This is a genomic window from Limnovirga soli, from assembly GCF_013106755.1.
Lineage (GTDB): Bacteria > Bacteroidota > Bacteroidia > Chitinophagales > Chitinophagaceae > Limnovirga > Limnovirga soli.
This window is the reverse complement of sequence record NZ_WHPF01000011.1, coordinates 102681-117600: the sequence shown is the minus strand read 5'-3', so window position 1 is coordinate 117600 and position 14920 is coordinate 102681. Positions and strand designations below refer to the sequence as shown.

General features: G+C 41.1%; 11 protein-coding genes. 8 read left to right on the top strand and 3 right to left on the bottom strand.

What is annotated here, in order from left to right; genetic code table 11:
* Positions 1 to 48 precede the first annotated feature (48 nt).
* Positions 49 to 702, bottom strand: coding sequence for an MORN repeat-containing protein (locus tag GD597_RS15710; RefSeq protein WP_171608841.1), 654 nt, complete (start codon positions 700 to 702; stop codon positions 49 to 51).
* A 426-nt stretch (positions 703 to 1128) separates the two neighbouring features.
* On the opposite strand from GD597_RS15710, the gene GD597_RS15705 reads away from it, so the two are divergent.
* From GD597_RS15705 to GD597_RS15670, 8 genes are all read left to right on the top strand, one after another.
* Positions 1129 to 3522 carry a sialidase family protein gene (locus GD597_RS15705; protein WP_171608840.1) on the top strand — a complete coding sequence of 798 codons (2394 nt, stop codon included), beginning with the start codon at positions 1129 to 1131 and terminating at the stop codon, positions 3520 to 3522.
* A 338-nt stretch (positions 3523 to 3860) separates the two neighbouring features.
* Entirely contained in the window at positions 3861 to 4334 is a 474-nt protein-coding gene (locus GD597_RS15700; protein ID WP_216368603.1) for a PPC domain-containing DNA-binding protein, read from the top strand.
* Positions 4335 to 4558: 224 nt separating this feature from the next.
* Positions 4559 to 5389 carry an amidohydrolase family protein gene (locus GD597_RS15695; RefSeq protein ID WP_171608839.1) on the top strand — a complete coding sequence of 277 codons (831 nt, stop codon included), beginning with the start codon at positions 4559 to 4561 and terminating at the stop codon, positions 5387 to 5389.
* A 10-nt stretch (positions 5390 to 5399) separates the two neighbouring features.
* The gene (locus GD597_RS15690; RefSeq protein WP_171608838.1) at positions 5400 to 6182 is read left to right on the top strand and encodes an L-fucose dehydrogenase; all 783 of its coding nucleotides are present in this window, start codon (positions 5400 to 5402) and stop codon (positions 6180 to 6182) included.
* 175 nt (positions 6183 to 6357) lie between these two features.
* The gene (locus GD597_RS15685; protein ID WP_171608837.1) at positions 6358 to 7809 is read left to right on the top strand and encodes an alpha-L-fucosidase; all 1452 of its coding nucleotides are present in this window, start codon (positions 6358 to 6360) and stop codon (positions 7807 to 7809) included.
* 224 nt (positions 7810 to 8033) lie between these two features.
* Positions 8034 to 8546 carry a DUF5063 domain-containing protein gene (locus GD597_RS15680; RefSeq protein ID WP_171608836.1) on the top strand — a complete coding sequence of 171 codons (513 nt, stop codon included), beginning with the start codon at positions 8034 to 8036 and terminating at the stop codon, positions 8544 to 8546.
* Positions 8547 to 8867: 321 nt separating this feature from the next.
* The gene (locus tag GD597_RS15675; protein WP_171608835.1) at positions 8868 to 9296 is read left to right on the top strand and encodes a hypothetical protein; all 429 of its coding nucleotides are present in this window, start codon (positions 8868 to 8870) and stop codon (positions 9294 to 9296) included.
* Between the two features lie 377 nt (positions 9297 to 9673).
* Positions 9674 to 10132, top strand: coding sequence for a YciI family protein (locus GD597_RS15670; protein WP_171608834.1), 459 nt, complete (start codon positions 9674 to 9676; stop codon positions 10130 to 10132).
* Between the two features lie 207 nt (positions 10133 to 10339).
* Here GD597_RS15670 and GD597_RS15665 read toward each other — a convergent pair whose 3' ends face one another.
* Positions 10340 to 12106, bottom strand: a complete 1767-nt coding sequence (locus GD597_RS15665) for a T9SS type A sorting domain-containing protein (RefSeq protein ID WP_171608833.1) — start codon at positions 12104 to 12106, stop codon at positions 10340 to 10342.
* Positions 12107 to 12299: 193 nt separating this feature from the next.
* Entirely contained in the window at positions 12300 to 14618 is a 2319-nt protein-coding gene (locus GD597_RS15660; RefSeq protein WP_171608832.1) for a GEVED domain-containing protein, read from the bottom strand.
* Between the last annotated feature and the right edge of the window lie 302 nt (positions 14619 to 14920).

Sequence of the window (14920 nt, the reverse complement as noted above, 5' to 3'; positions counted from 1 at the left end):
TATACTATCATGGCCCGGTATAAAAAACGGCAAACGCTGCTGTATGTATTACTTGAGCCGATATACCAGCAGTTCAATTTTCCAGTTGGCCTGTTTATATAATTCAATATTACAGGCCTGCCCATTGGAAAAAACTGCTTCAAACCTGGCAGGAAATTTATCTACTTCGTAAGTAGAAGTACGTTTGGTTGGGCTGGCAAAAACATTTAATTGCTTTAAAAAGTTGCTATCGGTGGCAATTAAATTGGTAAGTATCAGATTGTTTGAAGTACTGATGGTGATGGTGTTTCCACCTTCGGAGGAAGGATTAATATTTACCTGATCGAATATGGCAGTATTGCTAAATGTATAGGTTATATATTTTTTGCCCCTGTACTCATCGGCACTCCAGAAGCCGGCAATTAAACTATCCTTGGTATTGCTTCTAAGATTATGAATTTCGCCTTTGCCTTCCTTTAAACCATCCTGAAAATTGCCTGAATAATATAAGTTGTCGCCATAATAATAAGTGCCTTTACCATTTGTTAAACCATTTTTAAAAAGCCCCACATAGCGGTCAGCGCCTTTGGCTTCGCCTTTTCCAATAGCAAAGCCATTCTTACATTCTCCTGCATACGAGCCCATAATATTTACCATTTTCACCTGGCAGGGGGCAGCACTATCCTGCGCATACAGTTTGCCAGAACACAGTATAAAAAGCATGCAAAAGTTTTTAAACGGCGTAAATGAAAATTCATTGGGGGGTAAGCTTTAAGCTATTTATTTGGAGAGTAGCAGCAGTTTAATTATTTACATTTAGATACCAGCAGTTATGTATTATAGCATCTTTGTTGCGTCGCAAACACTTTATCGGTTGTACAAATGGCAGCTACAGTTTATATAAAATTTGACAAACAACTTTATGGGTAAACTTGCAGCAAGCAAAAGCCGTTGAAATATAACAGTTAATACATACCAAAACGAGTAATAAAGCTACTATTCATAACAACACCTCAAAAACAGTTTTTGCAGGTGGTTTGGCAAACAGTACCTGCAACGCCAAACGGGCACAAGCGTTTGCACTATTTTCTATAAGAGCTTTAATTAACTAATAAATACTTTGCAGTATATTTTAATGGAAATAGCATCATGCATACAAAAGGAAAACAAATATTGATATTGGTTTTACTGTTATTAATTTGTGTGGCGCAACACAATGTGCTGTTGGGGCAGTCACCGGCAAACTGGCAAAAAATTGGGCCAGGTGGTGGCGGAGCAACCTATATTCCAACATTCTCCTATCACTCACCCAATAATTTTATGTTGCGTTGCGATATGACAGGGGCCTATCTTACACATAATGGCGGTACAGATTATTCGCAGATTAATTTTGCCAATGGCAGCCACAGTTTTGCTTATGATGCTGCCGATTCTAATATTATTTATGCAGGCGGTATTGCCTTGCAAAAATCTATTGATGGCGGTAAAACATGGCAGCAAATTTTTCCGGCTCCCGCAGAAATTACCGAAATTAGTTATAGTGGCGATCATGCAGAATGTACCATTACCACCACTCCCAACAGTTTGTACAAAAGCAGCTATGGCACTATTAATGCCATTTGTGTTGATGCCGTAAATGGGTATCTATTCTGTACCATGGGTGCCCATTTCTTTTATTCCGCCAATGGCGGTAAAACATGGGCCACCATTCCATTGCAACAACCTGCCGATTATATTTATACCAATACAACCGGCTTAAAAAACGAGGTATTTATTTTTACTGAAGGCAGCACCTATGTGTTTAATAAAACCACCCATCAAATAAAAGCAAGGCCATTACCCGCCGCTATGCAACCCGCATTTTCGTTTGCAGGTGGCACCATGGCCGCCAATGGCAAGTTGGTACTCTACGCCCTGCACAACAGAAAAGCTCAGTTGATTGCTGGCATAAGTACACGTACAGATATATGGTCATCTACCGATAACGGGCTTAGCTGGCATACTATTACAGATAGCCTTATTACCAATAGCCAAACAGGCCAGCCCGGCTATACCAAAATTGCCTGCGCTGCATTTGAGGCCGAAAAAGCCTATGTGGTTTGCAGCTTATACGAAACCAAAAAAACAAACGATACCACCATTTACTGGTATGGTACCCTTGCCACTACCAATGCAGGTAAGCAGTGGAAATGGGTTTGGAAAGGTGGCGGCGGCAGCGCCCAATATGGCGTTAAAGATGGGGTGGGTGTGGCCAATTTACAAGATGCCTGGACTGAACCAGCTTTTGGTGGCGAGTTTATACAATTAGCCGATGCCGGCGTGTACCCGCATAACGGCAATATATGTGTAATTACAGATTGGTACCGGGTAATGAAAACCATGGATGGCGGTAATACCTGGCAGCAAATCTATAGCAAGCCTGCTGCAGATGGCACTTTTAGCAGTGGCGGACTTGACGTTACTACGGCCTATGGTGTGCATGTTGACCCATTTGATAGTAATCATGTTGCGATTAGTTTTACTGATATTGGGTATCATCATTCTTATAATGGGGGTAAAAGCTGGCAACGTAGTGTTAGTGGCGTACCTGCGGCTTGGGTAAATACCTGTTACTGGGTGGTCTTTGACCCTAAAGTAAAAAATAAATTATGGGCAGCATGGTCGGGTATGCACGATATACCACGCGGCAAAATGACCCGCAACCCAGCCTGGAAAACCAATTTTAAAGGGGGCATTTGTGTTTCGGAAGATGGGGGCAATAACTGGGTACCCCAAACCACCGGTATTGGTGATGATGCTTTAACCACCTGCATTGCAATAGATACCAGCTCAGTGTCGGGTAACCGCACCCTGTATGCGGCCATTTACAATAAAGGCATATATAAATCAGTGGATGATGGTAAAACCTGGCAGTTAAAAAACAATGGTATTGAAGCCAATACCTGCGTCTTTAATATTAGCATAGCAGCTAATGGAACACTTTTTATAACAGTAGCCCCCACTCCTGAACATGCAGATGGTAAAAAGGGCATGGCTTATTATTCCGGCGCCGTGTACCGTTCCATCAATGGGGGCGATAGCTGGCAACCATTAAACGTAACATCCCATCCTTTTTTCCCGGTAAATATTACAACCGATCCGGGAAATTCCAATACTATTTATCTGGCCTGCTGGGCCAGTATTGACCTAAGCGATTTGGTGGGTGGCGATATTACAAAGGCCAATGGAGGCAATACAATGATACCTATGAACGGCGGCATCTTTCGCTCAGTGGATGGTGGAAATACCTGGTCGTCCATTTTCGATAAAAACCAATATGTATATGCAGTTACGGTAGATCCTTTTCACAAGGGCAGGTTCTATTGCAATACATTTAATAAAGCGGCTTACCGCAGCGATGATAATGGTAATAGCTGGCAAACCATTAAAGGGTACGATTTTCATTGGGGGCACCGCATTATTGCAGATCCTATTCATCCCGATAAAATATATATCACCACCTATGGGTCTGGTGTATGGCATGGTACGCCAATGGTGCAATAAAATATTACAACATTGTTGGCCGGACACTGGTAATGCTATGCCGCAGCCGTTGCGTCGCACGCTTGTGCGTGCTGTATTTGAATCGGCAGTTTGCAGTTATCTAAACAGCCCAGACTTATTCTGCGGCACAAGTGTGCGACGCAAGTAAAGCTCAGTGTATGCTATTAGTCTGGCTCCTAAAAGTGTTAAACATCTATGTATTTCCCGCAGGTATTAGTTACAAACCAGTCCTTGGCAAAACCAAAGAGGAAGCAATGGCAAAATAGCCCATCCTGTTTTGCTTTAATTATTGAAGTATTGTTTTAGGGTTTATATTGCGCCCTACTAATTGCTGAAACATGAAATATTACTTATTGTTGCTGCTGGCAGTTATTTCACTGCAATGTAATACCACACCCAATATGCAACAAACACCCGTTACCATACACGCCATTAGGTTAAAACCCGGGCAGGACCTGCAACAGGAAATAGATAGCCTGGTTGCCAGAGAACATATTACCGCCGGCTGGATTATGACATGCGTAGGCAGCCTTACCCAAACCAATCTTAGGTATGCCAACCAACCCAATGGCAGCAGCCTGCAAGGGCATTTTGAAATAGTATCTTTAACCGGTACCGTAAGTATTAATGGCTCGCACCTGCACATGAGTATCAGCGATAGCACCGGCACCACCATTGGCGGCCACCTGCTGCCGGGCAATATAATTTATACCACTGCCGAAATTGTAATTGGCCAAAGCCATCAGCATATTTTTACCCGTGAAAAAGATGGCACCACACCATGGGAGGAACTGCAGATTCAAAAACAATAGTCGTAATTTTTTAACAGTCATTATTATGATACCGGCTGTATCGCAGGCAGCAACTGCACTTGCGTCGCACACTTGTACGTTCCTGAACTATGGCAGCAAAAACCAAATAGCATGGCAGTATTACAAAACCAAGACACCCGCGGTAAAATTCGCTGCAAAATGGGTATTTTCAATAATGGTTAAGGCATAAAAAATATGTACTTTGCTATACTAACAGGTAAACCATGAAAATAGACAGTCATCAGCATTTTTGGCAATACAATGCTGTTAAACATAGCTGGATAGACGATAGCATGTCTGTACTGCAAAAAGATTTTTTGCCTGCAGATATTTTTCCGCACCTGCAACAAAATGGTTTTGATGGTTGCGTTACCGTACAATGCGAAACCTCTGCTACAGAAATTACTGATTTGCTGCAATATGCAGCCAGCAATAGTTTTATAAAAGGCGTAGTAGGCTGGGCAGATTTTACTTCCAGCGATATTGCCACACAACTGCAACACTATGCACAGTTTCCGTTACTAAAAGGTTTCAGGCATGTGGTACAAGCTGAGCCTGATGCAGATTTTTTATTGCGCGCCGATTTTTGCAACGGTATCGCTCAGCTGCAGCCTTATGGGTTTACCTATGATATTTTAATTTACCCCCACCAATTTCCTGCAGCACTAAAATTTGTACAACGCTTCCCCAACCAGCTTTTTGTAATTGATCATATTGCCAAACCTTATATCAGCAAACAAACAATAGAACCATGGGCTACCTATATAAAAGCACTGGGCGCCTTTGAAAATGTATACTGTAAAGTATCGGGCATGGTTACCGAAGCCGATTGGCATAATTGGCAACCAGCAGATTTTACACCTTATCTGGACGTAGTATTTGGTGCTTTTGGTACACAAAGAACCATGTTTGGCAGCGATTGGCCGGTATGCAATGTGGCCGGTGGGTACAAAGATATTTGTTCTATTCCCACAGCTTATTTGTCAGGTTTTTCTGCAGAAGAACAAGCAGGCTTTTGGGGTGGTAATGCCAGTAGATTTTATCAGTTAATTTAAATATAGCCATATGGAATTAGGGTTACAAAACAAAGTTATTATTGTTACCGGCGGCGCCAAAGGTATTGGCGAAGGTATTGCACATGTATTGGCCCGGGAAGGCGCTATCCCCGTTATTATTGGCCGCGATAAGGCTGACAATGAACGCACAGTACAACAAATTACTGCTGCCGGTGGACAGGCTTTTCAGGTAGTGGCGGAGTTAACCCGCGAAGCCGATTGTAAAAATGCCGTTGCCGCTGCTATACAACAGTTTGGACGTATTGAGGGCCTGGTAAATAATGCCGGTGTAAACGATGGTGTTAGCCTCGAAAATGGCAGTTACGAAGGTTTTATGCAATCTCTGCACCGCAACCTGGTACATTATTACCTGATGGCACATTATGCATTGCCTTATTTAAAACAAAGCAAGGGGCATATTGTAAATATTAGTTCAAAAACTGCCGAAACCGGTCAGGGCGGCACATCGGCCTATGCCGCCGCCAATGGTGGGCGCAATGCACTAACCCGTGAGTGGGCCGTAGAATTACTGCCCTATGGTATTAGGGCCAACGCGATTATTGTGGCAGAATGTTATACCCCTCTGTACGATTCCTGGATAAAAACATTTAGCAACCCCCAGGAAAAATTAAAACAAATAACCGAGCGCATACCATTGGAAAAACGCATGACCACCGCCGAAGAAATAGCCAATATGGCCGCATTTCTGCTCTCCGAAAAATCGAGCCATACCACGGGGCAGCATTTTCATATAGATGGTGGATATGTACATTTAGACAGGGCCATTCAATAACCAGATTACTATTTTCGTTATGAGCCCAGCAACACAACATAGCTGGTCTTTACTTGCGTCGCACACTTGTACCGCAAAACAACAGGCAACAAAAAATAACAGCTATTTACACCACAGTAGTTGTATGCATCATTGGTAACTTAACTAAAACAATTATCTAACAAACCCAAGCAATATGAAAAAAATACTCTTAACATGTGCTGCAGTAATAGGCTTTTGTGCTGCATTTGCACAGCAGTTTCAGCCCAACTGGGCATCGCTAAACACCCGTAAAATGCCCGCCTGGTTTCAACAGGATAAATTTGGCATTTTTATACACTGGGGTGTATATGCTGTGCCCTCCTATGCACCGGTAATTCCGAATAGCGGCTATAGCTATAGCGAGTGGTACTGGTACCGCCTAAACGAAAAACAAAAAGACTTTAAAGCTTTTCACGATAAAAATTTTGGGGCCGATTTCTTATATCCTCAATTCGAAAAACAGTTTAAGGCAGAATTATTTAACCCCGATCAATGGGCCGATGTATTTAAAAAATCGGGTGCCCGTTATGTGGTACTTACTTCCAAACACCATGAAGGCTATTGCCTTTGGAACAGTGCCGAGGCCGACCGTACCTGGAACCGGCCCTGGAACGCCGTTACCGGTACTCCCCAACGCGATTTGCTGGGCGATCTTACCAACTCCGTAAGAGCTGCAGGTTTAAAAATGGGCTTTTACTATTCCCTGTACGAATGGTTTAATCCGCTTTGGTTAACCGACAAAAAGCGCTATGTAAACGAACATATGATACCCCAGTTTAAAGACCTGGTAAACACCTACAAGCCTTCTATCATTTTCTCTGATGGTGAGTGGGACCTGCCCGATACCGCCTGGCATAGCGAAGAATTACTGGCCTGGCTATTTAACCAGTCGCCAGTGGCAAATGAAGTAGTGGTAGACGACAGATGGGGCAATAATACCCGTAGCAGAAATACAGGTGCCACCTATGCCACATCAGAATATGGCAGCGGTATGGATGCCAGCGTAATTTGGGAAGAAAGCCAGGGCATTGGCCACTCCTACGGCTATAACCGCAACGAAAAGTTGGAAGATTATAAAAGCAGTTACAACCTAATATTAATGCTGGTAGATATTGTTTCCCGCGGCGGTAATTTATTGCTGGATATTGGCCCTACAGCCGATGGCCGCATACCCGTAATTATGCAGCAACGCCTTACCGATATGGGTAACTGGCTGCAAACCAACGGAGATGCCATTTATGGCACCAAAGCCTATAAACAATCCTATCAATGGAGTGCAGGTAAAATGCCCGAGAAAAAAACCGAAAGTTTTATGGCCGGCTACAGCATTGCCGAAATGGTAAAACCACGCCCCAATCTGGCCCATGTAGAAGCATTTTTTACCACAAAGGGCAAAGACCTCTATTGCACTTTACCTGCTTATATGCCACAGTTTACCCTGCGCAATTTTACAGCAGGTGCAGGGGTAACTGCCACCCTTTTGGGCTCCAATAAAAAGCTGGCTTTTAAAAATGCCGGCGGCAATTGCACCATCAATTTATCCAGTTTGCAACCCGGCGATGCACCGGGCCAATTACTGGTAATAAAGCTGGCCAATGCCTTATAAATCTATTGGCCCGGCCAATGAATTGTAATCAGCTTTACTTGCGTCGCACTCTTGTACGGTGGGGTACTTTATTGGGCTTTTATGAAGGCTATTAAAATAGATTGATGTTAAAAAAATACATACTGTATAATTGATAATCAATGATTATCAATTATACAGTAATACGTTTAATAGCATAAATCATGGAATTACCAGCCATATTACATTGACACAACTTGCTTATAATGTTAGTAGACAAAATCGTTCAGACAAAAGACTTTATTACGTTTGTGGACAGTGCCAAAGACTTCTGCACTTTTCTTGAGACACATCAAAGTGACAATTACAAAACGTTCATATCGGATATTCAAAAGCTACTGATTAAACTTTACACTTTTGGTCAAACATTACCCGATTTTGACTTGCCGGACAGAGATGTAGAAGAAACAGATATAACTGATAAAGACATCAGAGATTTACTTTCTTTTATTGCCGACAGATTACGTGACCCGTTTTATTGGGTGGTTTTTGACCCAACAAACCATAACGACACATCATCAGTTTGTGGCGACTTAATTGATGATTTAGGTGACATGTATAAAGACATCAAAACGTTTTTGAAAGACTTTAGCGACCCAGATGACGATGTGAAGCAAAATGCATTATGGCACTTAAAATGGAGTTTTGACAACCACTGGAATGACCATTGTATGAATGCTATTTATGCAATCCATTATTTGTTGAAACATGTCGACTGACACAATATGGCTGGTAACAATCAGTTTGGCGTTATGGCGGGGCGACGAACAAGCCAGCAGCATTTGTTCTTTAATCAGCTTTAATTCCAGGAGACATCATGCTATTGAGCAGTAAAATATGTTTTGTACTTTCTTTATTCGGCTACGGTTGTTGGCTGACGTATTTTAAATACCACCACAAACGCCAAGCCGTCCAACGTTACCAGCAATACAAGCCGACCAATTAATAACGACTGTTTACAATCAAGTTAAGTTAGGCAATCAGTTGTGGCTATACAATCATTTATAGCCCGAAGGTATGATATAAATAAATTTAGGAGGATGAAGAAGGCTATTGCAAATGACAAACAAGTTGACAGAGAAATTGAAAAAGCTATATCAAAATTCTCTCAGCATCTTATGTCTAACGCTAAGTGGGTTCGGCTTATTGACAAACTTGCAAATAGTTTTGATATTGTGAAAAGAGTTGAATTTAAGAAGGTTCAAAACGACCTTGTTGGAGAGCTGTATTTAAATGCTGACACTACTATTGGATTTGACTATTGGCAAAATGGTTTTGAAGGACACAATTCACTTGGTGGGTGGCTGACATTTAAAGAAATAGAATTTCTCATTTTTCCAAGAAATGTTGACAGAGACAACAACATTGTGCAGGACTTAGACCAGATTATGCAATTAGTAATTAGTATTGGGGAGTTTTCAATTGACTTAAATGAAGATAGATTAAAATTAAACTGCTACCAAGATTAAACAACTGCTGGAACATTGCATTTTTGTTATGTCGACGGACAGATGCAGTCTCTTCAACTGTATCCTACATTCAGCTTCTAACCCAGCACAATGTTATTAATTGTGAAATAGAATAAACAATGAATTTTTGTTTTTTTTACTGCTGTTGCCAACCACATTGGAATTTAGTTAATTTACAAGAAAGTTATTCATGTGCATCTGCCGCGTTTTACAAAAACAATAATTCAGGAGATTTTAAATGTACTACATATAATAAAGATTAACGATAGTATTTACCTTCATCTTTTGGCGGATACGCCAACGGTTGCATTAAAAAGGCATTTACAATATATACCCAAATTGAGTAGATAATTATTCATGTTCAAAAATTAAATAAAATGAAATATTTGCTGTTGCTACTTTTAACCATCGCATATTGCGGTACTGGTTTCTGTCAATCATCAAATCCAAATTATGATAAAGTATTAGCAGATTCTTTAGGTGGAGATGATTATGGCATGAAAAGTTATATACTGGTAATACTTAAAACAGGGCCTAATAAAATTGAAGATAAAAAAATCTTAGACAGCCTTTTTAAAGGACATATGGAAAACATAGTACGTTTAGCGGCAAGTGGCAAATTAATTGTTGCGGGGCCTTTAGGAAAAAATGATAAAACCTATAGAGGAATATTTATCCTAAATCTTAAAACAATTGATGAGGCTAAAGCGATATTAGACACAGACCCCACCATAAAAGAAAAAGTATTGGAAGCCGAAATATATAACTGGTATGGATCAGCAGCATTACCAACCTACTTACCCAATCACAATAAAATTGAAAAGAAACAAATGTAGTTGGGTAAGTGGCAGAATGGCGGAGCTTACAAATTGCCGAAACGAAGCTAACTCTTTTTAAAAAAAAATGTATTTGTTGCCCAAGGCTATGTTGTACAAGTGTGCGACGCAAGTAAAACCTTATAGATGCACTGCTGCCCAGTTAAAAAAATATCACCGGCCGCATTTGCAACCGGTGATATTTGGAATTAGCCTTTGGATAAAAGCTTATTGTATAACTACAATTTTCTTTTTGGTGATTGCTGTAGCTGATGATAGTTGTAGCAGATAAGTACCCGGTAATATCTTGCCTGGTAATTGTATGGTGTTATTGGAAGTAGTGCCCTTTACTATGGATTGTCCGCTAATGGTATACAGGTTATAAGTTGCCTTACCAATAATACCTTGCAAAAATAAAGTTCCATTAGCCTTTATGGGGTTTGGATATACATTGATATTATTGGCAGTTGTTGTACGGGCATTATCTATTTGTGGAAAAGCACCGATTGCAAAACATGTTGCAGTAGTAAAATTTTGTACTGCCGAGAATGCAGATATATTGGTGGCAGTGCTATCGCAAATGGTTCTAATTTTCCAATCATATGTAGTGCCACAGCTTAGCCCATTTAGGTTAAGGAAATTTTTATTGCCGGGTACCAGCACTTTTTTCCAACGGGTAATAGAACTTGGTTTTGCCCAAACCTCGTATTGTACGGCACCTGTTACCGGCGCCCAGTTTAATTTGGCTTTTACGGTGGTAATATTGGTAGCGGTTGTACCTGTTGGTGTGGTACACACAAAAGCGGTTGGCTGAACAAATTTGGCTGTATTGCCACCCACTACATACACATTATTATCTGTACCAATATCAAACCCATAAGCAAAGCCGCCCGGAGTTGTTTGTGTCCACGCGGCTACCCCATTGCTGTTTATTTTACAAATAGCCATATCAAATAAAGTGCCTGCAGCCAAATAGGCATTGCCACTTGCATCCAACTGCATTTGCGAATGAAGCAATAATGCCAGTGATGGCCCGTCGGCATCCAAATTGGCCCAAACAACATTACCATTGCCATCATATTTCATAAATGCGGCACCGGCACTACCATCGTTGGGGAAACCGCTGATGATGGGGTTGTTATCGTTACCTACTTCTACCCTGTAGCCCACCATAGTATGAAAGCGTTCCCATAATAAAGTACCTGTTGGAGATAGTTTTTTTATTTCGCCACGGCCATTAAATACATATTCTTCGTGGGTGATATAGGTATTGCCAAAACTATCGCCTGCTGCATCGCCGGTATAGATGCTAAAAACACCGGCATAATTCCAGATATTGTTTCCATTCAGGTCTATTTTGGCAAACCCATTTGCAACTGAACCCCTGCATACTAAAACAATACAATTATCGGGTGTAAATTTAAAGTTCAATGGTGCGCCAATTCCAATATTATCATAGTAGGTCCAGATGGTACTGCCATCGGGTGCAAATTTTTTCACTTTGGTTACAAAGCCTAAAGGCCCTGTGCCGGCGCCTAAAACATAAATATTATTGGCTGCATCTACTATACATTTTTTGGTATAGGAACCATCAAAAGTGGTTTCATATACTTTTCGCCAAAGCAGGTTGCCATTGGTGTCGAATTTCATTAATATACTGGCTGCATTTACCGGATTGGAAAAACCGGATTGAATGGTGCCGGAAACTAAAATGTTGCCCAGATGATCTGTTTCTACCCAGGTAGCAACTTCACGGGTAGTTACATCTGTATTATCATAGGGCACCTGCCAAATGATAGCGCCTGAGGTGTTGCGTTTGGTTAGAGTAATATCACCTGCAGGGTTTGCATCCCAATTGGCGGTATATACATTATTAGCTGCATCTGTTGCAATTGAAACACCACCGGGCTGGTTAACCCATGCCGTACTAACCTGTGCTGATAAACTGAATGCAGCTAGCACAAATGCTGCAATAATGAATAAATACTTTTTCATAAAAACTAATTTAAAAAATGGATGAAGTGTTGTATAGTTATAGTTGTTTTGTTTGTCATGATTATAAAAGCATTGCATTTGCTGCCCACTGCTTTGGCGTACAAGTGTGCGACGCAAGTAAAGCCTTATGGATGCACTGTTGCATGGTTCAAAAAAAATCACCGGCCGCATATGCAACCGGTGATGATATTAATTAGCGTTGTATTATAAGTTTTGATTGTTTAATGTTTGGACCCTGCGTTAACTGCACCATATAAAAACCAGCAGGTAGCGCACTTATATCCAACTTATTGGTGGTTAGTTTTTGTGCCAGCACGGTATTACCAGCTGCATTAAAAATGGTTAGGTAAACAGGAGCGTTACCTGTAAAATTATGTTGTATAGTTATCAGGCTTTTTGCCGGGTTTGGTGCTATGGCAAATATGCCCGGTAATTGCTGTACATTATTGGCGTTATTAAAACTAATAACCGGTGCGGCGGCTATGGCTTTTACGGTAAAGGTGTAATCTTCTGTTTCTCCCGAAGCATAAGTGCCGCAAGCCGGCGGCGCTATTTGGTTTTGCATAGCCACACGCATTCTGTTATTGCCTGGTTTTGCTGTTGCCGGAACAACAAATGATACTGCAAAATCACCAATGCCATTAGCTGGCGTTTCAATTACTTTTTCGCCAACATCGTTAAAATCACCATCCATATTAAAGTCGATCCATACCCTGAAAACCTCATTAAATATTGGGGCAAAATATGAAGCACTTAAAAAGCCATTCACTGTTTCGCCGGGGGCCGCTTTGGTAGAAAGATAGGTAAAGTCTGCATAACCATTATTACTGCCGCTGCCATTATTAATACCATCTACATAACTGCCAAACTGCACATGGGCAATATAATCGGTAGTTCCATCCAAAGCACCGGTAGTACAATAAGGAATACCAGCGGTAGTAAACTGCCTGATGCTTGCATAGCCCGATGGGCCACTGCTGCAAACATTTTCTATACGGTAACTATAGGTGGTGGCGGGTAATAAACCTGTTAATGTATATTTTGGTTTATCTGTAGAAATGGTGATCCATTTGGGTGCGTTGGCTGCCTTGTATTGTATATGATACACCATGGCTTTTGCACTTTTTGCAAAGTTGATGATAGCCGTAGTTTTGGTGATATTACTTACCCGTGCAGTATCACTAATACCACAGGTACCGGTGGTAGTATGATCAAAATAATGCAGCACCGTGGCATAATTAGACCCTAAAGTATAAATGCTGCCATTGCCTGCCAGACTAATGGCCGTGCCACGGCTGGCAGTAGAATCGTATAGTGCTGTCCACGAAATGGTACCATTTGCCAGGTATTTACGGGTAGCCATGGCCAAATACCCGGGGAAGGGTTTTCCACTTGGTTTATAACCGGTAACAAACAGCTCGCCCTTAGTATTTCCTACCAGATTGTTGGCGGCCACATCGTAAGAACTATTGGTATCTGTTTTACTCCATTGCAATGCGCCGCTGCTCATATTTACTTTCATTACCAGCCAGTCTGCCGCGCCTCCAAAATATCCATAGCCCGATATACCTAATTCGTTGGTACCTGTTCTGCAAAGGCGGTAGCCTACTTCAGTAGTGGCAAAATTATACTTGTACCGGGCCGTTTGTGCACCATTGCTATTGTATTGCATTAAAACAATATCCAATCCGCTGGTGGGGCTTACTTCATTGTAATTGCCGGTAAGAATATAGGCATTGCCGTTATCGTCCAGTTCAACATCTTGTCCACCACGTTCAGTGGTAGTGGCACGCCATTGTTCATTGCCCAGGGTATCAAACATTACAGTAGCAACATTACCAAAATAAGCTGCTGATGAACCGGTTAATACCACCTGATTATTTTTTAAACGCATAGATAAAAAGCCGCCAGCGCCACCGCCGGTGCTGGTACTGTTCCATACCATTGTACCGGCAGGATTTAATTTTAGTAACACAAAACCCTGTGTTGCATTACCAGTAATATTGCCAGATGTAGCCACATATAAATTACCATTCAAATCTACTTCGCTTCTAAATTGCAAGGCAGAATAGCTATAGGGAATAGTAAGACCAAAAGAACCCGGTAAAATAAATTTCCATAATAGGTTACCGGCGGCATCGTATTTTAAAACCACTATGGCATTGGGAAAATGATAAGGTGCCTGTGAACTATAACTATAGCGGTAACCAGTAACATATACATTGTTTTGCGCATCGGTATTGGCCCAGGTAGCTGCTTCATAATTACTTTGAATACCCGATGAGGAACTACGCTCCCATAAAAGGTTACCAAACTTATCGTATTTCTGTGTGTAGATAGCAGAAGTAACAGCGTTGCCTGCAACAATTATATTATCTGCTTTATCTCGTGCAAGCATAGATCCGCTTTTTAAATAGCTGTCTGCAGTACGCAACCAGTCCAGTGAAAATGTTTGCGCATAGCCAGAAAAGCCAATTAAAAAAGCAACAAAAGCAGGTAATAATTTTTTCATACGGTTAAATTAAAAATGTGAAATATTTCATTTTGCAAGGTAATAAACTAGTAGTAGCGGAATGTTACACTTTGCTTCGTAAAATATGATTTTAGTCATAATATATTTACAGTGCATACATAATATACCGCTCTAACTATCAGTATCTACAATACACTTTTTTGTAACCAAAAATTTGTTTGAATAAATGCAATAAACAAAAATGAGTATACATATTCTTTTGTGCCATGCATTAGCGTAGAAATAAGGCTTTACTTGCGTCGCACTCTTGTACTGTGAGATACTTTATTGGGCTTTATAAG